At 67.7% G+C, this 21,208-nt stretch carries 21 protein-coding genes and 1 tRNA gene; 12 read left to right on the forward strand and 10 right to left on the reverse strand.

Translation table 11 applies throughout. From position 1 onward, the window contains the following. Window positions 1-253 precede the first annotated feature (253 nt). Window positions 254-1,807, forward strand: coding sequence for a glycosyl transferase family 90 (locus tag VHB27_RS04210; protein ID WP_325597677.1), 1,554 nt, complete (start codon window positions 254-256; stop codon window positions 1,805-1,807). Window positions 1,808-1,866: 59 nt separating this feature from the next. Here VHB27_RS04210 and VHB27_RS04215 read toward each other — a convergent pair. Then, window positions 1,867-1,941 (reverse strand) — tRNA-Val (locus VHB27_RS04215). A 102-nt stretch (window positions 1,942-2,043) separates the two neighbouring features. On the opposite strand from VHB27_RS04215, the gene VHB27_RS04220 reads away from it, so the two are divergent. The 3 genes from VHB27_RS04220 (at window position 2,044) to VHB27_RS04230 (ending at window position 6,123) form a co-directional block, all read left to right on the forward strand. Continuing rightward, window positions 2,044-3,144 carry a hypothetical protein gene (locus tag VHB27_RS04220; RefSeq protein WP_325597678.1) on the forward strand — a complete coding sequence of 367 codons (1,101 nt, stop codon included), beginning with the start codon at window positions 2,044-2,046 and terminating at the stop codon, window positions 3,142-3,144. Between the two features lie 80 nt (window positions 3,145-3,224). Continuing rightward, the gene (gene rsmG / locus VHB27_RS04225) at window positions 3,225-3,800 is read left to right on the forward strand and encodes a 16S rRNA (guanine(527)-N(7))-methyltransferase RsmG (protein WP_325597679.1); all 576 of its coding nucleotides are present in this window, start codon (window positions 3,225-3,227) and stop codon (window positions 3,798-3,800) included. A 271-nt stretch (window positions 3,801-4,071) separates the two neighbouring features. Continuing rightward, complete coding sequence (locus VHB27_RS04230) at window positions 4,072-6,123, forward strand: hybrid sensor histidine kinase/response regulator (protein ID WP_325597680.1); 2,052 nt, start codon at window positions 4,072-4,074, stop codon at window positions 6,121-6,123. Between the two features lie 155 nt (window positions 6,124-6,278). On the opposite strand, the gene VHB27_RS04235 is transcribed toward VHB27_RS04230, so the two are convergent. Beyond that, entirely contained in the window at window positions 6,279-6,971 is a 693-nt protein-coding gene (locus VHB27_RS04235) for an SDR family NAD(P)-dependent oxidoreductase (protein ID WP_325597681.1), read from the reverse strand. A 209-nt stretch (window positions 6,972-7,180) separates the two neighbouring features. Between VHB27_RS04235 and VHB27_RS04240 the strand changes: the two genes are divergently transcribed. The 6 genes from VHB27_RS04240 (at window position 7,181) to VHB27_RS04265 (ending at window position 14,615) form a co-directional block, all read left to right on the forward strand. After that, a complete protein-coding gene (locus tag VHB27_RS04240; protein ID WP_325597682.1) occupies window positions 7,181-7,837 on the forward strand; it encodes a methyltransferase family protein in 657 nt (218 codons plus the stop codon). Between the two features lie 86 nt (window positions 7,838-7,923). Beyond that, a complete protein-coding gene (locus VHB27_RS04245) occupies window positions 7,924-9,561 on the forward strand; it encodes a long-chain-fatty-acid--CoA ligase (protein WP_325597683.1) in 1,638 nt (545 codons plus the stop codon). Between the two features lie 254 nt (window positions 9,562-9,815). After that, entirely contained in the window at window positions 9,816-10,406 is a 591-nt protein-coding gene (locus tag VHB27_RS04250) for a thiamine phosphate synthase (protein ID WP_325597684.1), read from the forward strand. Between the two features lie 255 nt (window positions 10,407-10,661). Continuing rightward, the gene (locus VHB27_RS04255; protein ID WP_325597685.1) at window positions 10,662-12,200 is read left to right on the forward strand and encodes a porin; all 1,539 of its coding nucleotides are present in this window, start codon (window positions 10,662-10,664) and stop codon (window positions 12,198-12,200) included. A gap of 149 nt (window positions 12,201-12,349) precedes the next feature. Beyond that, complete coding sequence (locus VHB27_RS04260; RefSeq protein WP_325597686.1) at window positions 12,350-12,988, forward strand: DUF3576 domain-containing protein; 639 nt, start codon at window positions 12,350-12,352, stop codon at window positions 12,986-12,988. Window positions 12,989-13,127: 139 nt separating this feature from the next. Beyond that, complete coding sequence (locus VHB27_RS04265; protein WP_325597687.1) at window positions 13,128-14,615, forward strand: tetratricopeptide repeat protein; 1,488 nt, start codon at window positions 13,128-13,130, stop codon at window positions 14,613-14,615. Between the two features lie 23 nt (window positions 14,616-14,638). Here the strand turns inward: VHB27_RS04265 and VHB27_RS04270 are convergent, their stop codons facing one another. From VHB27_RS04270 to VHB27_RS04305, 8 genes are all read right to left on the reverse strand, one after another. Next, window positions 14,639-15,928: an arsenic transporter gene (locus VHB27_RS04270; protein ID WP_325597688.1), complete on the reverse strand. Its 1,290-nt coding sequence runs from the start codon at window positions 15,926-15,928 to the stop codon at window positions 14,639-14,641. 33 nt (window positions 15,929-15,961) lie between these two features. Then, window positions 15,962-16,717, reverse strand: coding sequence for an SDR family NAD(P)-dependent oxidoreductase (locus VHB27_RS04275; protein WP_325597689.1), 756 nt, complete (start codon window positions 16,715-16,717; stop codon window positions 15,962-15,964). A gap of 66 nt (window positions 16,718-16,783) precedes the next feature. Next, entirely contained in the window at window positions 16,784-17,263 is a 480-nt protein-coding gene (locus tag VHB27_RS04280) for a GlcG/HbpS family heme-binding protein (RefSeq protein ID WP_325597690.1), read from the reverse strand. Further along, complete coding sequence (locus VHB27_RS04285; RefSeq protein ID WP_325597691.1) at window positions 17,260-17,592, reverse strand: 2Fe-2S iron-sulfur cluster binding domain-containing protein; 333 nt, start codon at window positions 17,590-17,592, stop codon at window positions 17,260-17,262. Before VHB27_RS04285 ends, VHB27_RS04280 begins: the two co-directional genes overlap by 4 nt. Further along, window positions 17,579-17,872: a ferredoxin gene (locus tag VHB27_RS04290; RefSeq protein WP_325597692.1), complete on the reverse strand. Its 294-nt coding sequence runs from the start codon at window positions 17,870-17,872 to the stop codon at window positions 17,579-17,581. Before VHB27_RS04290 ends, VHB27_RS04285 begins: the two co-directional genes overlap by 14 nt. A gap of 1 nt (window position 17,873) precedes the next feature. Further along, window positions 17,874-18,167, reverse strand: coding sequence for a 2Fe-2S iron-sulfur cluster-binding protein (locus tag VHB27_RS04295; protein WP_325597693.1), 294 nt, complete (start codon window positions 18,165-18,167; stop codon window positions 17,874-17,876). Between the two features lie 4 nt (window positions 18,168-18,171). Continuing rightward, complete coding sequence (locus VHB27_RS04300; RefSeq protein ID WP_325597694.1) at window positions 18,172-18,903, reverse strand: TenA family transcriptional regulator; 732 nt, start codon at window positions 18,901-18,903, stop codon at window positions 18,172-18,174. Between the two features lie 101 nt (window positions 18,904-19,004). Further along, window positions 19,005-19,697, reverse strand: coding sequence for a GntR family transcriptional regulator (locus VHB27_RS04305; RefSeq protein ID WP_325597695.1), 693 nt, complete (start codon window positions 19,695-19,697; stop codon window positions 19,005-19,007). 242 nt (window positions 19,698-19,939) lie between these two features. On the opposite strand from VHB27_RS04305, the gene VHB27_RS04310 reads away from it, so the two are divergent. Together VHB27_RS04310 and VHB27_RS04315 are read left to right on the forward strand one after the other, a co-directional pair. Continuing rightward, a complete protein-coding gene (locus VHB27_RS04310) occupies window positions 19,940-20,974 on the forward strand; it encodes an ABC transporter substrate-binding protein (protein ID WP_325597696.1) in 1,035 nt (344 codons plus the stop codon). Between the two features lie 69 nt (window positions 20,975-21,043). Continuing rightward, window positions 21,044-21,196 (forward strand): hypothetical protein, encoded by a 153-nt coding sequence (locus VHB27_RS04315; RefSeq protein ID WP_325597697.1) that lies wholly within the window; start codon window positions 21,044-21,046, stop codon window positions 21,194-21,196. The last annotated feature ends 12 nt before the right edge of the window (window positions 21,197-21,208 follow it).

The raw sequence follows: 21,208 nt of genomic DNA on the forward strand, positions 1-21,208 counted from the left end.
GCCCCTGGGCAGGGAACCGGAATGCCGCACCGGCCGGGATGGTCGGACACGGGCCGGCCCGCTGCCGAAGTGGCGGCGGTGGGCCGGGGTGCGACCCCCGCCACGGGACGCGAATGCAGTAGAATGGAGGATCGACCAAAAAGTTACGAATGTAACATTTGGGGGAAAAGCAGGCGCGCCCCTCAAGGATCATTAGGCCCCGCCGGGAATCGCATGGTAGCCATATCCATCGGAGAACCTTCGGAGCGTGGCCATGAGCAGAGACCCCACTGTCCACGGGCTGTTGCTGCAGCAGATGGCACCTTGGCTCGGCAGCCCGATCGAGCCCAAGCTGTGCGAAGAGGTTTACCAAGCCCTCAACCGGACGGTCCGGTCGGTGTTCGTGTACCGGATCGGTAACGGCCAAGTGACCCTGCTCGAAAAGCCGGGCTTTCGCGTGCGTGAGGAATTCCACGACAGCCGCCAGAATGCGCCGGAGGGGAATGTCATTTTCCGGGAGGAATATATCAGAGCCCATTTGTATCGCGAGTTTCTGGAACGGGTGTTGGGATGCGCGGACTCCTTCGGCGACCTGCTTGTTGCGATCGACGTCAATGATGCCCCGGTCGAAACGGCCGACGCGCCGGTCTTGACGTTTCAGAAGAAAACAGGATCCAACACCGTGCTGCTGCCCGACGTCGATTTCCTTCACTCCAATTTCTATCTTCCGAGAGACTATCACGACGATATTCCCTATGCGCAAAAATTGCCCAAGGCGATCTTCGCAGGGTCGACGACCGGCGGACGGGCGATCACCGCCCGCGACGTGCAGACCCTCGCGATCCCGCGGCTGCGCGCCGGGATGTTCTTCAAAGACAACCCACACGTCGATTTCCGGATTCCGCGGATCATTCAATGCGAGTCCGATGCGGTCGTCGAAATGATCGCCGCCTTGGGCATCAACGCCGAACCGACGTCATGGCAAGATCAGTTCCGGTATCGTTTCATCCTGTCCATGGACGGCAATGGCGCAACGTGTTCGAGGGTCGCGATCGGTCTTTCATCTCAGGCGGTACTCGCCAAATACGCATCGCCGTTTCAGTTGTTCTATTTCAGTGCGCTGATCCCGTGGCGCCATTACATCCCGATCTCGGAGGACCAAGATGTCGAGCGGACGGTGCTCGAGGAGCTTCGGCGACCGATGGCGTTCGCCTATATCGCGGAGGAGGGCCGAGAATTCGCGCGCCGTCATCTGGGACGGGCGGGCGTCTACGACTATGCTCTGCAGCTTCTCCTGTTTCTGCAATCGTGCACGTCGAAGACCAGGGCGCATCATGGCCTGCCCGGCGGCAGGTCGGAATCGGCCACCCCGCTGATAGAGGTCGGCGCGCATGTCCAGAACATCGGCGATGTCTGGGCGTGGGCCGACCAATGGGTCGGTCAGGCGGGCAGCGGACGGGCCATCGAGGCGATTGCCATCGTGCCTGTCGGAATCCCGGACGACGCACTGATCTATCGCGTGACCCTCCGGGATGGAACCATATCCGACTTCGCCGAATTCGGCGCTTTCTGCGGGACACGCGGAAGAGAGTGGCCGTTGCGCGGCTTCGAGGTCCGGCTTCGGGACAACGTGAAGGAGACGCTCTCCTGCACCTATGTCGCGCGCTTCGTCGACGGGACCTCGGTCGGTCCGCTCGAAGCCGGCGAAATGTGCTGCGCGGCCAGCGGCGCCTCTCTGGAGGCGTTGCAGATCAGCGTCCGGAAGCTGCCCACCGCGAAGTGCGATCCCGGTCCAGCACAGAACGAGGTCGTGGACGAGGATTCCTGATATCGCATGGAACGCCGCATGCCCAAAACGGCCTGGTTCGCGGCCGCCTGACAGGCGAATGGTGGGCGCGACAGGGATTGAACCTGTGACCCCCGCCGTGTGAAGGCGATGCTCTACCGCTGAGCTACGCGCCCATCCGCCATTGGGAAGGGCGCCTTCCTAGTCACACCGCGCCGCCCGCGCAAGCCCTTTCCGCCGTTAACTCTTCATTCATCATTCCGCACCATCCTCCCCTCGTGTCTTCCATCGACGCCGTCACCGTCATCGCCGACATCCTGCGCCCTGCCGGCGACGGCAGTCCGGGCGAGGTCGACCGGCTCACGCGCTGGGTGGCCGACGCGATCCGCCCGGCCATCCGCCTCGCCGCGGACTGCCCCGTCGAAGCGATCACCACCGACGAGACCCGGGACCTCGCGCCCTGGATCGCCTCCCTGCGCGGGCCGCACCAGGCGGACGCGCACTGGGCGTCGGTCCACGCCGTCATGGCCGTGTCCCCGACGCTGGATCGGCTGGTGCTGCAGCGGCTGAAGCGGCGCTTCGTCGTCGGATACGAACTGCCGCCCTGGCTGGTGCGCGTGCTCGACGAACGGCAGATCCCGTATGTCGATATCCGCCTGCACCCGGTTCGCTTCCTCGATGACCTGATCTTCGCCGTGCGCGCCGCCGTCCCCCAGACACAGGCCGCGCTCGCACCGCACGCAGTGCCGGGCACCACGCCCTGGGTCGCCGCCGGGCTTCTGACCGCGATGGGCCGCTTCATCTCCCAGGCTCGGATGCCCCAGGGCACGCTGCTGATCGCCGGGCAACGGCGGTTCGACAGCACCCAGATCGCCGGCGGCACGTTCTTCGACGCCGGCGCCCAGGCCGTCGAGGTCCAGGCATTGTGTGCCCGCCACGCCGCGACGGTGCTGAAGCCGCATCCGCACGACCCCGACCATTCGCTGCTGGCCGTCGCCGCCGCCGTGCCCAACGCGCTGGGGACGATCAACGACAACATCTACCGTCTGATGGCGCAGCCGCAGATCGAGGCCGTGCTGACCGTCAACTCCGGCGTGGCGGTGGAGGCGCCCTATTTCGGCAAGCGCGTCCACACGCTTCTGCCCCAGCCCACCGTCCTGGCCTGGCGGAATGAGACCGCGCGGCCAGGCGCGCATCTCGGCATCGACGATTTCGTGCTGACCCCGGATTTCTGGCGCATCGTGCTGGCGCCGCACGCGAAGGTGACGGTGCCGGACGGGTTCCGCCTGCCGCCCAAGCCCAACCGGCTGCGCATCGCGCTCGACAGTTTCTGGAATTACCAGCAGGTCGACACCGACCGCATTCCCCGGTCCGGCTGACAGGCGAGATCCGGACCTGGGGCGATTCCGCCTTCGGTCGGCACGCTTTATGCTGGACGCCTCACCGACCGGACCCAAGGATGCAGGCTCAACACCAGGACCGGCTGCGCCGCTTCACCGCGCTGCTGCTGCGTTGGAACGCGACGCTGAACCTGATCGCCCCCCGCGACGCTCCGGCGGTGTGGGAGCGGCACGTGGAGGACTCCCTGCAACTCGCACCGCTGATCCCCGAAGGCACGGACCGAGCGGTGGACTTGGGATCGGGTGGGGGATTTCCGGGTTTGGTGCTGGCGATCGCCACCGGCATCCGCTTCGACCTGATCGAATCCGACCGGCGCAAAGCCGCCTTCCTGCGCTCCGCGATCCTGGAGACGGGCGCCCCCGCCGAGGTCCATGCCTGCCGGATCGAGGACGCGGCGGTGCCGCCCGCCCCGCTGGTCACCGCACGCGCGTTGGCGCCCCTGCCCCGCCTGCTTCCACTGGTCGCCCGGCTGCTGGCGCCGGAGGGCACGTGCCTGCTGCTGAAAGGCGCCCGCGTGCAGGAGGAACTGGCCGCGGCCAGTGCCGGATGGCGGATGGAGGTGTCCACGACACCCAGCCGCACCGGGCCGGACGGCACGATCCTGCAGATCACGGGATTGCAGGCGGCTACTTGATCAACTGCGTGTCCGGCGGCGCGGCCCGTATCGCTCCCGCGACGCAGCCCGTATCGGCCCCCGGGCGCAGCCCGTATCGGCCCTCGGGCGCAGCCCATATCGACAAAGTATCGACATTCCGTCAGGCATAAGAAACGTTCGCACCAAAACCACCGTGTTTCCCGCCGTTTGCCGCTGGTTTTGCCTCTCCATCCGGAAATAACACTAAAGTGTATGCAGTTTTCGTCGTGCCCCGTGGCGTCGCCACGGTCCCCTGGATAGGGTGCCTTCAATGGCGGTCGTGGCGAAATCCGGAGTGGAGCAGCAGGAGAAGGACCAATGGTTCCAGATCCTGTTGGAAGCCCTCCCTCATGGTGCGTTCCTGATCGGAATCGACGGCGACGCGATCTTCTACAACAGGCGGCTCGTTGACTATCTCGGCTTCCGCCCCGGCCCCGATCCCGCCGCGCGCACGGCCCTGCACCATCCCGACGACCAGCAGCGTACCGCCGACGCGCGCGCCGTCGGCGTCGCCGCCTGGCATGCGTTCGTCGTCGAAGCCAGGCTCCGCCGCCATGACGGCGTGTATCGCTGGCATCGCATCCACAACACCCCTCTGAGCCGGGACGGCCTGCCCGTCGGGTGGATCGGCACCGCGATCGACATCCACGACATCCACGAAGCCAACCTCGCATTGGAGGCCCGCGTCCGCGCGCGAACCGCGGAGCTGGAAACCGCCAACGCCCGGCTGCGCGACGAGATCGAGCGCCGCCGCCGGAGCGAGGACGAGGTGCGGGCGAGCGAGCGCCGCTTCCGGACCATGTACAACCGCACCCCCATGGCGCTGCAATCGGTCGACCCGAACGGCCGCCTGTTGGACGTGAACGATACCTGGACCGAAATGTTCGGCTATGCGCGCAAGGAGGTGATCGGCCGTTCGCCCACCGAATTCATGACGCCTGAGTCGGCCGAGCTGTATCGGCACAAGGCATGGCCGGAGATGCTGGAGAGCCGGGGCGAGGTCCGTTCGGTCGACTACCAGTTCGTGACCCGTGACGGCCACGCGTTCTGCGGCCGCCTGTCGGCGCGCGGGGAATTCGCCCCGGACGGCAGCTTCATCCGAAGCTGGTCCGCGATCGCCGACGTGACCGCCGAGAAGCAGGCCGACCACCAGCGGCGCGAGGCGCAGCGGATGGAGGCGATCGGTCAGATCACTGCCGGCGTCGCGCATGACTTCAACAACATCCTGACGGCGGTCCTGGGCAATCTGGAGCTCATCGGCCCCGACCCGGCCGCCAACCCGCAGCGGTCCGCCCGCCTGCTCGGCAGCGCCCGCACGGCGGCCCAGCGGGGCGCCAAGCAGACGGCGCAGCTGATGGCGTTTTCCCGCCTGCAGCGGATGGTCCCCGCGCCGGTCGACCTCAACCGCATGATCACCGACATGCTGGGCCTGCTGAAGGCCTCGGTCGGCGGGGAGATCGAAGTAACGTTCGCACCGGCGGCCGACCTGTCCCTCGCGCTGGCCGATCCGGCGCAGGTGGAGCTGGCCGCTCTCAATCTCGCGATCAATGCGCGGGACGCGATGCCGTGCGGCGGCACGATCACGTTGTCGACAACAAACGTCCGCCGCGGCCCGCCCGCGCACCCCGAGGAACCGGGCGCGGGCGATTACGTCGCGCTCTCCATCACCGATACAGGCGGCGGAATTCCCGAGGATGTACGCGCACGGATCTTCGAACCGTTCTTCACGACCAAGCCGGTCGGGCACGGTTCCGGACTGGGCCTGCCGCAAGTGCTTGGAGTCGTGAAGCAACTCAACGGCGGCGTGGCCGTTCGCTCTGAGTCGGGTGCGGGAACGACCTTCACGATGTTCCTGCCCCAGACGAGCGAAAGAGAGGACCAGGAGACCGCGATGACAATCGATCCGGCGTCGCAGGCCAAGGCGCCCGATGCGAAGGAAGGAGAGGTGACGGACCGAATTGTCCTGGTGGACGACGACCCGGACGTACGGATCATCGCCGCCGACATGCTGCGCGACGCCGGCTACGAAGTGACGGAGGCCGCCTCCGGGTCCGCCGCCCTGGACGTCCTGGCGTCGGAAGGCACGCCGTCGGCCATGGTGGTCGACGTCGCGATGCCGGTGATGACCGGCGTCGAGTTGGCGACGATCGTGAAACGCAATTATCCGAACCTGCCGGTGGTGTTCATGACAGGCTACGCCGCCAGCAGCCTGCTGCCTGCGCTCGCGCGCTATGACGTGCTGCGCAAACCGTTCCAGGCCGCGGACCTTGCCACCACGGTCGCCCGCGCCCTGGGCAGGACGCCGGAGATGCGGCGGGCATAAGGCGCCTGGCCGCTGCCCGCCTACCCGGGCAGGCAGCAACGCCGACGCGGACGATTCTTCCGCCTGTCCAACGGACCGTGGCGGCTCCACCCAGTCTCGCAAAGCCGGCCATGGCGGAAAAGATCGCCCCGTCGCAGGCGATATTCAGGCCTCGTTCAGAACCGCTCCACCCAGGGTCGCAGCTCGACCTCCCATGTCCAGGCGCTCCGCGGCTGCATCGCGACCTGCCAATAGGTCTCCGCGATCGCATCCGGATCCAGCAGGCTGTCCGGGTTATCCGCCGGCTCCGCCCGGCTGGCGCTGCGGATCCCGCCGTCGATGACGAAATGCGCGACATGCACGCCTTTCGGCTGCAGCTCCCGCGCCAGGCTTTGCGCCAGGCCGCGCAGCGCGAACTTGCCCATCGCGAAAGCGGAGGAGTTCGGATAGCCCTTCACGCTGGCCGAGGCGCCGGTCAGCAGGATCGCCCCCGACCCGCGCGCCACCATCAGCCGCGCCGCCTGCTGCGCGACGAGGAACCCGCCATAGGCGCTGACGTTGATCGCCTGGGCGACCTCCGCCGGGTCCAGGTCGGTCACCGGCCCCCGGGCGCGGGCGCTGGCGTTGTAGACGACGATGTCCGGCGCGCCCTGGGTGGCGACGACGACGTCGAACAGGGCGGCGACTTCCTCGGGTTCGGTCGCTTCGCAGGCGAAGGTCGCGGCGGCCGTCTCCTCGGCCAGCTTCGCCAGCCGGTCGGGATTGCGGGAGGCCAGCGCCACCTGCAGCCCGTGCTTGGCGAACAGCCGAGCGAGGGAGGCGCTGAGGCCGGAGCCAACGCCCACGATCAAAGCGGTTTTCGGGTCCATGGATCGGCCTCCTCCGAAGATTGGCAATATGACGGACGTAATATAGCCCTCGACAAGCCAAGGCGGCCAGGGGGGGGCGGCCAGGGAGGACAAACCTGGGGGGCAGCCAAGGGGGACACGGCCAGGGGCAGCATTCGGTCGTGCCGTCTTGCATATGACGCCCCATATGGTTCGGAACGAATGGCATCAGGGCCGCGCAGGAGGCGCAATTGAGTCTTCCGAAACGCCTGGCGATGATCGTGGTCGGCACGGTGGTCTGGTTCGGCCTCGCCGTCTGGGCAGGCGGCGGGGTGCGGGTGTTCTTCGCCCATGTCCCGCTGATCGGCCTGGCCGCGTCGCAGGCGGCGCTGTCGCTGGCCGCGGCCTTCGCCGGCGGCAATATCAGCAGCGGCGTGAAGGAGGATCGGCGCAATCGCTGGGTGCTGCCGGTCTTCTTCCTGCATGGCGTGCTGCTGGCGATCGTGCCGCCTTGGACGGACCGGCTGGACGTCTGGAGCTTCGGCGGCGACGCCGTGCGCTGGATCGGCGTCGCGCTGTTCCTGATCGGCGGCGCGCTGCGCCTCTGGCCGGTCCATGCGCTGGGCCACCGGTTCAGCGGCCTGGTGGCGATCCAGCCGGGGCACGAGTTGTTGACGACCGGGATCTACAGCGTCATCCGCCACCCAAGCTATCTGGGCCTGCTGGTGAACGCGGTCGGGTGGAGCCTCGCGTTCCGGTCGACCGCCGGGCTGGTGCTGACCGCGCTGATCGTGCCGGTGCTCATGGCGCGCATCGCCGCCGAGGAACGGCTGCTGAAGCAGCAGTTCGGCGCCCCGTACGACGCCTGGCGCGAGCGGACGTCCCGGCTGATCCCCGGGGTGTGGTAAGCCGTTTCGTTCGCAGGACGGTGCGATGACACGGCGGAATCGCCGCCCTATCATCCCCGGATAAGAACGATCGGAGGGAAACACCCATGTTCGGGCTGATGCAGACGCAGGGGCTGATGATCTCGTCGCTGCTGAAACACGCCGCTCGCTATCACGGCGCCGCCGAGGTGATTTCCCGTACGCACGAAAACACCACCCACCGCTACACCTGGCGCGACGTCGAAGCCCGCGCTCGGCGTCTGGTGAACGTGCTGCGGACCCTGGGGGTCGGCGAAGCCGACCGGGTCGGCACCCTGGCCTGGAACGGCTACCGGCATTTGGAGGTCTACTACGCCGCCCCCGGCATGCAGGCGATCTGCCACACCATCAACCCGCGGCTACACCCCGACGACATCGCCTACATCATCAACCACGCCGGCGACAAAGTGCTGTTCGCCGATGTCAGCTTCGCCGCCCTGCTCTCCGGCATCGCCGCGCGCATCGCCGGCACCGTCAAGACCGTCGTGATGCTGTGCGACGCGGCGCACATGCCCGAGGTGACGTTGGCGCCCGGCATGCGGCTGGAAAGCTACGACGCCCTGCTGGACCTGGCGGACGAGGACTACGCCTGGCCCAGCTTCGACGAGAGGACGGCGAGCGCGCTCTGCTACACCTCGGGCACCACGGGACGGCCGAAGGGGGTGCTGTATACCCACCGCTCGACCGTCCTGCATTCCTATGCGGTGGCGCTGCCGGACGTGATGAACATGCGCGCCACCACGCGGATGCTGCCGGTGGTGCCGATGTTCCACGTCAATGCCTGGGGCATTCCCTACGCCGCCGCGATGACGGGGACGACGCTTGTGCTGCCGGGCCGCCACCTGGACGGCGCCAGCCTGGCGACCCTGCTGAACCAGGAACGGGTGACCTTCACCGCCGGCGTGCCGACCGTCTGGATGGGCCTGCTGCAGCACCTGCGCGCCAGCGGCGAGCGGCTGGAGACGGTGAGAGTGATCATGACCGGCGGCTCCGCCGCACCGCCTTTGCTGATCGAGGCGTTCCGCGACGAATATGGCGTCCGGGTCGAACATGGTTGGGGCATGACCGAACTCAGCCCCGTCGGCACCTACAACGCCCCGAAACCCGCCCAGTTGGCGCTGGGCAAGGACGCGGCGATGCGGCACATGCTGAAGCAGGGCCGGGTGCTGCCGGGCCTGGAGATGAAGATCGTCGACGGCGCCGGGAAGGAACTGCCCTGGGACGGCGTCGCGTTCGGCGACCTGAAGGTGAAGGGGCCGTGGGTGACCAGCGCCTATTACGGTGACGAACCCGGCAGCGCGCTGGACGAAGACGGCTGGTTCGCCACCGGCGACGTCGCCACCATCGACCCGGACGGGTTCATGGAGATCACCGACCGGTCCAAGGACGTGATTAAGTCCGGCGGGGAATGGATCAGCTCGATCACCTTGGAGAACATCGCCGTCTCCCACCCTGACGTGATCGAGGCGGCGGTGATCGCGGCCCATCATGAGAAATGGGACGAGCGGCCGCTGCTGCTGGTGGTGCCGCGGCCGGGCCACACGGTCGAGCCGGCGTCGGTGCTGGCGCAGTACGAAGGCAAGGTGGCCAAATGGTGGCTGCCGGATGCGGTGCTGGTGGTGGACGAGTTGCCCCATACCGCGACGGGCAAGCTGCTGAAGACGCGGCTGCGGTCGGACTATAAGGACTATTACTTGAAGGGGTGAGGCGTGCGGGTGCGTTCCATTGGGATCGCCAGGGTCCTAGGCAAGCGGCCCATGACGCGAAGCCCCCTGATCGCCGAGTCCACGGGTAAGCGGCCGATGGCGCGAAATCCCCTCGCCGCCAGGTCCGCGAACAAGCGAGCCAAGGCACGAAGCCCCCTCGCCGCCAAGTCCGCGCGCAACCGGACCATGGCGCGAAATCCCCTCGACATGGCGGGCGAAGGCCCGCCATCCACGCCCTGCCCCGGCTGACCGCCATGGATGGTCAACTTCTCGCATGGGGCTTGCGGCGACGAGCGCCCATCCCCCGCCTCTGGCTGTTCACCGACGATCGCCGCCTGCCGGACCCGCGGCCCTCGGTTGCCGCATTGCCGCGCGGGCGGGCGGGGGTGGTGCTGCGCCACGACGGCGACCCGGATCGCGCAAGCCTCGCCCGGGACCTCGCGCGTCTCTGCCGGGAGCGGCGGCTGCTTCTGGTCATCGCCGGCGACGTGCGCCTGGCCGCCCGGCACGGCGCGGGCGTCCATCTGCGTGGCGGCCGGTGGCCGGGGCCGGTGCGGCCGCGCGGCCTTGTCACCAGCTCCGCCCACGCCGCCGCCGATCTGCGCAAGGCGAAGCAAGCCGGCGCGGCGATGGCATTCCTCTCGCCGGCCTTTCCCACCGAAAGCCATCGAGGCTCACCAGGCCTCGGCGCCGTGCGCTGGTCGGCATTGACGCGGCAGGCGCCTCCCGGCTTGGCGGTGGCGGCCCTGGGTGGGATCGATGGCCGGTCCGTCCGCCGCCTGCCGGTCAGATCGTTGCGCGCGGTCGGAGCGATCGGTGCGCTGAGCGCCGGCGAGGCCGATTGAGCCGGGAAAAGCCATGGCCGGCTCCCCGGAGACAAGCCGGAGGCTCCGGTCTCTGGCCTGAGCCTGTGTCTTTGTGGCGCTCAGGCAACAGTGTTTCGGAATTGCCATGCCGTGCTGCCGAAGCGGGTTGCGGGAGCGTAAGGTCCCGGTCATTAGTTTGCGCCAGGTCTGGCTGCCCCCGCCTGTTCGCGGGATGTGTCGGGCGGGGCCTTGGATACGACGCTGGTTCGCCGGCGACACAGGAGGAGGTTTTTCATGCGTAAGCTTCTCATGGCCAGCGCGGCCATACTGGGAGCGACCGGCGGCATTGCGCTGGCTCAGACCGCGTCCCCCGCGGCCCCGAACCAGGGCCAGTATATCGGCCCCTACGGCGCCGGTCCGGCCTCGAACAACAACAACAACGCATGGGGCGTCGCGAACACGCCGTCGGGCAGCGCCGCCGCCGGCCCGCTCAGCACGCTGGTCGCGCCGAACACCGACGCGGTGCCCACTCCTGGCAGCATCGTCATCCGCTTGAACGGCCGCGTGGAAGCGGACGTCGCGTTGAACTACACCAGCGCTGACAGCGTCAGGTCAGGTAACACGACCTATAAGCTCAACCCGCTCGGAATCGCCTCCTTCGCTCGCTTGTATCCTGGTTTCGACGGCGTCGCGGCGAACGGCCTGCGGTATGGTGCGACCATCGAAATTCGTGAAAACTTTGGTTCCGGCACCTTCAACGCGGCTCCCCTCAACGGCGTCGGCGGGTCGAGTGGCTCGGCGACCGCAGCCGCTACCGGCCCCAGCAGCAACTCGTCGTCTGAGACGCTGTTCGTCCGCCGCGCCTTCACATACATAGCATCCGATCAGGTCGGCCTCGTCCGTCTCGGCCAGGGCGATGGCGTGCTGGGTCTGTTCGACCCCTGCATCTTCACCTCCCAGTGCTGGGACGCGGGTTCGGGTAACTTGAACGGCGGCGACATCCAGTCGACCAGTGTCACCAACCCGCTTCAAATTCCGTTCGTCTGGCTGGATCAGGCGGGTGCGGAATACGCCAACAACAAGATCGTCTACCTGTCGCCGCAGTTCTTCGGCTTCGACCTCGGCGTGCAGTTCGCCCCGAGCGAAGGCAATGCTCTGCAGGCGAGCGGCACGGGCGTTGGCTGCGCCGTCGCGGGCCCAAGCTGCATCAACGTGACCTCGGGCAGCGATCCGACGCGTTGGTATAACCAGGTCGGCGTTGGCCTGCGCTATATGCACTCCTTCGGTCCGGTCGACGCCAAGGTGTACGGTTTCTATGAAACCGCCTCCAAGGAGAGCGTCGGTGGCACCCTTCCGGCCACGTCCCGGTCCTTCGCGACCCGCAGCACGGCGAACATCCAGTACGACAACCTGAACTTCTACAAGTTCGGCGCGGCGATCACGGCGTACAACTTCACCTTCGCGGCCGACTACATCGGCGGCACGATCGGGTCCAACGGCCAGTTGGTAATGAAGCCGACGGGCGGCGTGGACACGAATGCCTGGCTGCTGGGTGTCACCTATGCGAACGGGCCTTACACCGCCGGTCTGTCGGCCGGTTGGGTCAACGGTCAGGGCGATCCGCGCCTGGTCGGCATCTCGCAGCGGCGTGAGTTCGAAGTCGCGGTCGGTGGCAACTACAAGGTTGCTCCGGGCCTGCAGCTGGTGGCCGAGTACATGTATGAGCAGCGCCACCAGGGCAACTTCAACTTCAACACCGGCGCGATCGGCCCAGGCCAGACCGGCGACTCGCGTGCGAACAGCTTCCTGGTCAGCACCGTCCTGAGCTGGTAACCAGCCCCAGGACCGGATACGGCGAAACGGCGGGGGAAACCCCGCCGTTTTTCTTTGCGCCCCACGCCGCCGGCAGCCCCGGAATCCGGAGAAAGCGCGAAGATTCCCCGCAAATCTGGCCACCCCTCCCCTTTCCATCAGAAAGTCGATTGCTGCGGTGGACCGGTGACGCTAAACAGCGCCTTGATCCAAAAGATTCGAATCACCAAGGCAAAGTTTTCGCGATGCGATTGAATCCAAGCTGTGGCTGGATAGTGCTGGCCGCCCTGGGCTCCACCCTCGGCCTGGCAGGATGTTCAGACCTCAAGCCGAATCCGACTCCCCCCAACTACCAGGGCCTGGGCAGCGGATCCCCCGGTGACTTGGGCAGCGCCGGACGCGTCGGCGGCGACGACAGCGGTTCACTGTTCGCCTTCGGCAAGAACACGCGGAACAACCAAGGGCAGGCCGGCGGCGGTTCAGGCATCGGGGTCAATGCCTTCCTCTGGCGCGGCGCGCTGGATACGATCTCGTTCATGCCGCTGGCCTCCGCCGATCCGTTCGGCGGGGTGATCATCACCGACTGGTACACCCCGCCCGGCACGACCGGGGAGCGGTTCAAGGCCACCATCTACATCCTCAGCCGCGACCTGCGCAGCGACGGCCTGCGGGTGAACCTGTACCGCCAGGTCATGCAAAACGGCCAGTGGGTCGACGCCACCGTGTCCGACCAGACCGTCGGCGATATCGAAAACAAGGTCCTGGACCGAGCCCGCCGCATGCGCGAGCAGATGCAGGCCAGCAACTGACGCCGACACCCATCGGTACGCAGGCGGAAGGACGCCGCGACAGCGCCCACCACCGAACGACGCCGGCCGTGATCTTTCCCGCCCATGACGGGGGGATGGCATCAAGGGTCTCGATCGACGCCCGCATGGCATCAGCCCGATGTTCGAGCCGACCGACGCCGACCGGCTGCTGATCCAGGCCCGGCTCGCCGTAGCCGCCGACCGGATCCAAGACGCTCGGGCAGCGCTGGAGCGGGTCATCGCCCTCGAACCCGTCAATCCCATGGCCCTGACGCTGCTGGCCGAACTGGCCGTCGGCCGACGTGACAATGCCGAGGCCCTGCGCCACCTGTCGCAGGTGCTGGCCGTCGAGCCCAATTTCGCCCCTGCCCTGTTCCAAAGCGCACGGGCCTTGTGGTCCGCCGGCCGGCACACCGAGGCCTTGGAGGCGTCGCGCAAGGCGCAGTCGATCCAGCCTGGCAACCTGGAATACCGCGTGCAGCGCGCACAGCTCGCCGCCTGGATGGGCTATCGCGCCGAAGCCCGGGCGATGCTGGACCCCTTGCGGGACGACGCCGAACTGACCACCGCCCAGCAGGCCCACGTCGCCAGCATGCTGGGGGAGGTCGCGATCATCGAGGGGCGTTCCGACGAGGCGACCCGGTGGCTGGAACAGGCCCTGCGCCTCGATCCCACGCTGGTGGTGACCCGGATGCAGCTTGGGCTGGACCAGCTGCGGCAAGGCGCGTTCACCCCGGGCTGGGCGAATTACGCGGCGCGGGAAAGTGTCCGGCATTACTATCCGGACGGACCGCCCCGGCTCCCCGGCGCCGTGTGGACCGGCCAGGCGCTGTCAGGCCGATCGATCGTCGTGATCGACGACCAGGGACACGGCGATTCGATCCACTTCTTCCGCTTCCTGCCCCGGCTTCAAGCGCTGGGCGCCTCGCAGGTGACGCTGGTCACCTTCCCCGGGCTGGAGCGGTTGTATCGCCAGGCCGCACCGGCGTTGACGGTGTGTTCGGCGTTGCCTGCCGGCACCTCCGCCGATTTCCACTGCAATTCGACGGCGATGCTGCGCTGGCTGGGGGTAGGGCTGGATACGCTCCCGGCAGGCAAGCCGTACCTGTTTCCGCCGGCGGCGCCCAGGCTGCGTCCGCCGCGGCGTCGAGGACCGCAGGTCGGCCTCGCCTGGTCGGGGGATCCGGCGCATACGCGCGATCACCTGCGCTCGATCCCGGCGGAGCTGTTCCTGGGCGCCCTCGCGGCGGTGCCGGGTTTGACGTTTCACAGCCTGCAGCGGGACGTGCGACCGGCCGATCGGCCGGCCCTGCAGCGGCGCCGCCGGATCAGCCGCGCGGTGGAGGCGGCCGAGGATTTTGCCGACACGGCGTCACTGATCGCAGGCATGGACCTGGTCGTCAGCGTCGACACGAGCGTCGCGCACCTGGCCGCGGCGATGGGCAAGCCGGTGTGGCTGGTCCTGCACGCGGTCTCCGACTGGCGCTGGCTGACGGACCGGGAGGACAGCCCGTGGTATCCGACCATGCGCCTGTTCCGGCTGCGGGGCGATGAGTGGGGCGACGGCGACCTGGGCTGGCGGCCGCTCCTGGCGCGCGTGGCCGCGGCGCTGCGGCTGGTGCGGTGACGGACGACCGAGGCGCCTGCCCGTTACCGCACACCCTCCAGCGACAACGCCGCCAGCGCGGCCAGCAGCGACACGGGCATCACCAGCGCGCCGATGCGCAGGAAATCCCGGGCGCCGACGTGCAGCCCGTCGCGCCGCAGCGCGTTCAGCCACAGGATCGTCGCCAGCGAACCGGTCACCGACAGGTTCGGACCGATATCGATGCCCAGCAGGACCGCGCCGGTAACCCCCGGAGAGGCCTGCGCGGTCTGCACAGCGGTGCTCGCGATCAGCCCCGCCGGCAGGTTGTTCATCAGGTTGCAGACCAGGCCCAGCAGCACGCCGACGGACCAGGTGGCGCCGGTCAGCGACCAGGTCTCGGCCTGCCTCAGCCAGCCCGCGACCAGGCCGATGACGCCGGTCTTGTCGAGCGCCTCCACCAGGACGAACAATCCCGCCACCAGCGGCAGCACGCCCCAGGAAATGTCCTTCAGCACCGGCCAGGGCGACTGTCGCGCCGACACCAGCACGATGGCGGCGGTCAGCACGCCGGCGATGCAGGTCGGCAGGCCCAACTGCCAATCCAGCGCCGAGGCCGCCATCAGCACCAGCGCCGTCAGCACGATGCCGGCGCCCGCGACGCGGCCTCCGGTGGACAGCACCGGCGCCTCGGCCACCGCGGCGACCGGTTGGCGCAGCGCCCTTCGTTGGGTCAGCCACAGCGTGCCATAGGTCGCCAGGATGGAGGCCAGCGACGGCAGGGCATAGCGCGGCAGCCAGTCCAGCAGCGGCGGCATGTGGCTGCCGTAGATCACCAGGTTCGCGGGGTTGGAGATCGGCAGCACGAAGGACGCCGCGTTGGCGATGAAGGCGCAGGTCAGCAGGTAGGGCAGCGGGTTCGCCGCCTTCGCGGTCCGCGCCACGGCGGCGACGGCCGGCGTCAGCACCACGGCGGTCGCGTCGTTCGACAGGAACACCGTCACCAGCGTGCCCACCATGTAGACCAGCGCGAACAGCCGTGTGGCCGACCCGCGCGCATGGCTCGCGGCATGGGCGGCGAGCCAGTCGAACAGGCCTTCCTGCCGAGCGATCTCGGCCAGCAGCATCATGCCGACCAGGAAGAGGTAGACGTCGGTCCCCTTCCGGATGCCCTGCCAGGCATCGAACGGCGGCAGCAGGCGTGCCAGCACCAGGATGACGGCGCCGGCGATGGCCCAGGCATACTCGGGAAGCCGCCAGGGCCGGACGATGACCCCCGCCGTCGCCAGCGCGGCGACCCCCCACGTCACCCCATGCCACACGCTCGGGGTGCCCCACGCCAGACCTGAACCCACGCCCGCTCCTTCGTTCGGCTGCGTTGCCTCCCGCTACATCGCGAGGTAGCCGCCGTCCACGTATAGTTCCGCGCCCGTGATATAGGACGCCTCGTCGGACGCCAGGAACAGGATCGCGTTGGCGACCTCATCCACCTCCCCGGTGCGGCCCAGCGGAACGGATTTCAGCATTTTGGCGCGGGTGGCAGGGTCGGCGGTGGCGCCCGAGGTGCGCATCGGCGGCATCAGGCCCGGATGGACGGAGTTGCAGCGGATCCGGTCCTTGCCGAACTGCACGGCGACCGACTTGGTGACGGTGCGGACGGCGCCCTTGGAGGCGTTGTAGCTCATGTGCACCATGGTCTGGCCGACGACGCCGGAGATCGAGGACAGGTTGATGATCGATCCGCTGCCGTTGCGCTGCATGGCCGGGACGCAGGCGGCGATGCCCAGGAAGACGCCGTCGGCGTTGACGCCCATCACCCGCTTCCAGAGTTCGGTGTCCAGCAGGTTGTTGGTCGCGCTGCCGCTGATGCCGGCATTGTTGACCAGGATGTCGAGCTTGCCGAACGTCTTTTCGGTTTCCGCGACGACCTTGTTCCAGCCGGCCTCGTCGGTGACGTTCAAGGCGAGGAACAGGGCGCTGCCGGGATTGGCGGCGTTGATGCCGTCGACGACGGCGCGGCCCTCGGCTTCCAGCATGTCGGCGACCACGACCTTGGCGCCTTCCTTGCCGAAGCGGCGGGCCGTGGCGGCCCCCATGCCGGACGCGCCGCCCGTGACGATGGCTACCTTGTCTTTCAGGCGCATGGTTCGTTTCCCCTTTCACCTTGTTGGCGCCGGGAGGCTAGGCAGAGGTCACGAACCGGGCAAGGGCTACAGCTTGATGTCGGCCGCGACCAGCACATCCAGGTGGTCCGGCGCCAGCAGGTCGCGCAAGGCAGCCAGGGCCGCCACGCCACAGGCGGTGTCCTGCTCTCCGTTGCCGCCGCTCAGGCCGATGCCGCCCACGACTTCATTGTCGACGACGATCGGGAAGCCGCCGACGAAGGCGGTGAAGCGGCCTTCGAAGCTGAGTTGGATGCCATAGGCCTCGTTCCCCGGCAGGGCCGGGCCGTTCGGGGGGCGGTTGAACAGGTGGGTCGAGCGTCTGTGGCCGGCCGCGGTGAACGCCTTGTTCCAGGCGATCTGCGGGCCGGTGATGCGCGCGCCGTCCATGCGCTCCAGCAGCAATGGCACGCCGCCGTCATCGGCGATGCAGACGGTTTCCGGCACGCCCAGTTCGGCGGCCTTGCGGATGGCGGCGGCGGCCATGGCGCGCGCCTCGCGGCCTTCCAGCTTCAGGATGCGTTTCATCGGTCAGGTCCTTGGGGTGTTGTCCTCGGCGTCCAGGACACGGCGACGTCGCCGCGGATGAAGGTCTGGCAGGCCATGCGGTAGCCGTTGGCGATATCGTCGTCCGTCAGGTGCCGGCGTTCCTTCGGCTTGACGGCGTCCAGGTGCTGCCGCCCCCGCTCGATCAGGCAGCGGCAGGTGCCGCAGAGTCCGGCGCCGCACTTGAACGGGATGCCGCCCTGCTCGCGCAGGGAAACGCGCAGCAGGTTGCTGTCGACGGGCGCGCTCACGACCTTCATCCCGTTGGTGATGAAGGTGACCGTCAGGTGCGGCGCGTCAGTGTCTGACAAGGGCCGTATCCACGCGGCCGGCACGGACCAGGCCCTGCAGTTGCGCCCTGGCAGCGTCGACGGTTTCAAATTTCTCCAGGAACTTGCAGGGGATTTCGTTGACGCGGACAGGCGGCGTCTCGTCGACGATGCGGATTTTCGTTGCGGTGCCGAGTTCGGCGATGACGAAATGCGCTTTCGCCTGTCCGTGGAACAGGTAATCCCACGCCTCGCGCGGCGTCAGTCCCTCGGTCAGTTCGGTCCTGAATTGACCCGGCTTGCTGGTGAGTATGACGAACATGTCAATCGTCCTGCGCCAGTTCGATGTCGTGCGTGATCCACAATTGGCAGGGCAGGCGGAAGCCGGCGGCCAGGCGTTCGCCCAGGACCCGCTCCTCCTTCCAGTTCGGCACCGGCAGGTGCTCCGACCCGCTCAGGACCCGGCAGGCGCATTTGCCGCATTTCCCCATGCCGCAGCCATAGCGCAGATGCGGCCAGGGGAATTTCCGGATGCCGGCGCGGACGACCAGGTTGCTGTCGTCCGCAACGTCATCGGTGAAGGCCTCACCGCGCTTGTGGATGGTTACGCGCGGCACGAAATCAGGCGGCCAGCTTCAGTTCGGTCAGCGGCAGGTCTGCTTCCACGTATTCCTTGTAGAGGCCGTTGGTGTACATCAGGCGCATCTGGGCGCCGACTTCGCAGATCTTCAGGCAGCGCTGCTGCAGGTCGGGTGTCGTGGCGTGTTCCAGCACGATCTGGTAGCCGCGCTCGCCATGGATTTCATCGGAAACGATATGCAGGTCGAAGAACTCGACCTCCTCGTCCGTGAACTTGTAGACCTCCCGCAGGGTCGGGGTCTGGCGGCGGTAGATCGAGGGGACCTGCGATTCCAGGCCGACCACGAGGCCGGCGACCGCGACGATCGGGTCTTCGCGCATCGCCACGGTGTAGCACCAGCTTTGCAGGCCGCGGGTCGAGGCGGCCATGTTGTCGGGGTTGGTGATGCGTTCGCGCGTGGTGCCGCAGGCTTCGGCGAAACGGATCAGCAGGTCGGTGTGGCGGTCGCCGCCGATCTCTTCCTCATACATGTTCTGCAGCAGGAAGTCCTTCGCATCGACATAGGCCGCCGGCATGCGGCCGTAGACATAGCCCAGGTAGTCCGCGAAGGGTCCGACATAGTGGTAGTGGTTCTCGGCCCAGCGGGAGAGATGGGTTCGGCTGAGCTTGCCTTCGGCCCAGGCGATGCTGAAGGGCGACTTGTTGGCACTTTTGCCTTTGATGGCGTTTTCCAGGGCGGTGCGGAAGTCGGCCGGGTTCATCAATGCGGTCATGGGGCCTCCTGTCGGGCTGGTGCGGCGTCGATAGAAGGATACTGTATACAAACTATCGGACGTCAAGCCCTTTTCCGCTGCCGGACGTCAGGCGCCGGCCGTTACGGCGCGGACGGTTCCCCGCCGTCGCCCTGCCGCAACCCGGCGTTCAGCACATGCCGATACGCCAGCAGCGACGCCAGCTCCGCATCCCCCGCGATCACCGCGCGCAGGATGCCCGCGTGTTCCGACCAGGAATCGCGCTGTGCCTCGATCCCGACGCCGCGGAACAGCGGGCCGGTCCGCTCGCGCAGGGTCTTCATCAGGTCTGCGAGGACCCGGTTGCGGCCGGCCTGGGCCAGATGGGCGTGGAACTCGTCGTTCAGGCGCGGCAGTTCGTCGATCCGAGCGGCTTCGACCGCCTCGGTGCCGCGGGCGAGGACGTCCTTGAGGATCTGCAGCACGCCGGGATCGCGGCGCCGGGCGGCAAGGCGCGCGTTGGCGGCCTCCAGCGTGGCGCGGACTTCAAGCAGCTCCTCGGCTTCCTCCGGGGTCAGCGTGGTCACGACGGCGCCCCGGCGCGCGTTGACCTCGATCAGGCCCTCGGAGGCCAGGGTCCGGATCGCCTCCCGGATCGGGTTGCGGGAGACGCCGAACTCCTCGGCCAACCGGTCCTCGATCAGGCGTTCGCCCGGCTTCAGGCGGCCTTCGAGGATGGCGAGGCGGAGGTTTTCCGCCACCTGGTCGCGCAGCGGCGCATGTTCGGCCCCGATGCGGCGGAATCCGACGGGGGCGGTCGACTGGGGTGCGGACACGGATGCGATTCCAATAGCTTGGACTTCATGGACCGGACGGGCCGGGTTTGCCGGGATACAAAAGCCGCGGGAGCGGATTCCGCAAGGGGAATCTCCCCAGGGGAATCTGCCAAGGGAATCTTCCAGAGGAATCCGGTCGTCAAGAAAATCGCCGGCGGACGACGAAAAGGGCTTGGCGCGCCGTCTGGATTGTATACTGTCTTCAAAATTGGTGTTGGCCAACCAAACAGACAGGGAACCGCATGCACGCGCATCGTCTTCGACGCCGGAGCCTGATCGGCAGCGCACTCGCCGCCCCCTTCCTCTCGAACCCGCTGCACGCCGCCGACCTGACCCCCCTCCGGGTACGCCTGGACTGGACGCCGTGGGGGTGCCACGCCGCGCTTCATCTCGCCAACGCCAAGGGATGGTTCCGCGACGCCGGGCTGGACGTCGCCATCGATGACGGCAACGGAACGAACCAGACCGTGCAGATCGTCGGCGGCGGCGACGATGTCGATGTCGGGCACGCCGCCCTGTCTTCGATGATGATCGCCCGCGACAAGGGCTTCAAACTGCGCGCCGTCGCCAGTTACGCGCGCAACAGCGATATCGGCGTCATGGTGCCGGTCACGTCGTCCATCAGGACCATCGCCGACCTGCGCGGCAAACGCATCGGCCACACCGCGAGCTCCCTCGAAACGCCGTTCCTGGGCGATTTCCTCAAGGCGGGCGGCCTGACGAAAGCCGATATCGAGCTGGTCAATCTCGACGGTGCCGCCAAGCTCGCCGCCTATCTCGACGGAAAGCTGGACGGCGCGTTCTCCTCCATCCCGTTCTTCGTTCCCGCCGTCCAGGCGCAGCGCCCGTCACGCGGCATCCTGCTTGGCGACGCCGGCCTGCGGCTTCCCAGCTACGGCCTCTTCGCTCGGGAGGAAACGATCGCGAAGAAGCGGGACGCGCTGACCCGCCTCGTCAGCATCTCGGACGGCGCATGGGCCTATATCAAGGCGGGCCACCAGGACGAAGGTGTCGCCGCGATCCATGCCGCGCGGCCCAACGCCAAGCTCAGCCCGGCCGTGATGCGCGGCCAGATCGACCTCTACCTGACGTTCTTCGCGACGCCGGCCACCAAGGACGCACCGATCGGCACGATGGCGCCGGCCGACTGGCAACAGGCGGTCGCCACGGTGGAGAAGGCGAAGCTGATCAGCACCGACCTGACGCCGACCGACTATTACACGAACGAACTGTTCGACCAGGCCCGGTACGCCGCTGTCGCAGGGACGCGGACATGAGGGCCGCCGCCTTCGCGCCGGCGCTCGACACGTCGGTGTCGGCCCCGGCCGGACGGCCGCGTCCTGGTCATGAGCCCGCGGCCCGGCCGCATTGCGATGACGCTGACGATCGACCTGCCGCGCCCGCGCCGGATGAGCATACGCGAGATGCCGGAATTCGCCCATTACTGCGCGGAAATCCGAACCCTGTTCGGTGAGATGGGACTGCTGAAGGATGAATGAGCCAACGCGATC

The organism is Rhodopila sp. (genome assembly GCF_035548235.1).
In the GTDB taxonomy this organism is placed as follows: domain Bacteria; phylum Pseudomonadota; class Alphaproteobacteria; order Acetobacterales; family Acetobacteraceae; genus Rhodopila.

Excerpts from the sequence above, each read along its gene's own strand:
- VHB27_RS04230 (WP_325597680.1), top strand. The coding sequence starts at position 4,072 with ATGGCGGTCGTGGCGAAATCCGGAGTGGAGCAGCAGGAGAAGGACCAA.
- VHB27_RS04255 (WP_325597685.1), top strand. The coding sequence starts at position 10,662 with ATGCGTAAGCTTCTCATGGCCAGCGCGGCCATACTGGGAGCGACCGGC.
- VHB27_RS04315 (WP_325597697.1), top strand. The coding sequence starts at position 21,044 with ATGAGCCCGCGGCCCGGCCGCATTGCGATGACGCTGACGATCGACCTG.
- VHB27_RS04280 (WP_325597690.1), bottom strand. The coding sequence starts at position 17,263 with ATGAAACGCATCCTGAAGCTGGAAGGCCGCGAGGCGCGCGCCATGGCC.
- VHB27_RS04210 (WP_325597677.1), top strand. The coding sequence starts at position 254 with ATGAGCAGAGACCCCACTGTCCACGGGCTGTTGCTGCAGCAGATGGCA.
- rsmG (WP_325597679.1), top strand. The coding sequence starts at position 3,225 with ATGCAGGCTCAACACCAGGACCGGCTGCGCCGCTTCACCGCGCTGCTG.
- VHB27_RS04290 (WP_325597692.1), bottom strand. The coding sequence starts at position 17,872 with ATGTTCGTCATACTCACCAGCAAGCCGGGTCAATTCAGGACCGAACTG.
- VHB27_RS04235 (WP_325597681.1), bottom strand. The coding sequence starts at position 6,971 with ATGGACCCGAAAACCGCTTTGATCGTGGGCGTTGGCTCCGGCCTCAGC.
- VHB27_RS04310 (WP_325597696.1), top strand. The coding sequence starts at position 19,940 with ATGCACGCGCATCGTCTTCGACGCCGGAGCCTGATCGGCAGCGCACTC.
- VHB27_RS04265 (WP_325597687.1), top strand. The coding sequence starts at position 13,128 with ATGTTCGAGCCGACCGACGCCGACCGGCTGCTGATCCAGGCCCGGCTC.
- VHB27_RS04275 (WP_325597689.1), bottom strand. The coding sequence starts at position 16,717 with ATGCGCCTGAAAGACAAGGTAGCCATCGTCACGGGCGGCGCGTCCGGC.
- VHB27_RS04300 (WP_325597694.1), bottom strand. The coding sequence starts at position 18,903 with ATGACCGCATTGATGAACCCGGCCGACTTCCGCACCGCCCTGGAAAAC.
- VHB27_RS04250 (WP_325597684.1), top strand. The coding sequence starts at position 9,816 with ATGGATGGTCAACTTCTCGCATGGGGCTTGCGGCGACGAGCGCCCATC.
- VHB27_RS04245 (WP_325597683.1), top strand. The coding sequence starts at position 7,924 with ATGTTCGGGCTGATGCAGACGCAGGGGCTGATGATCTCGTCGCTGCTG.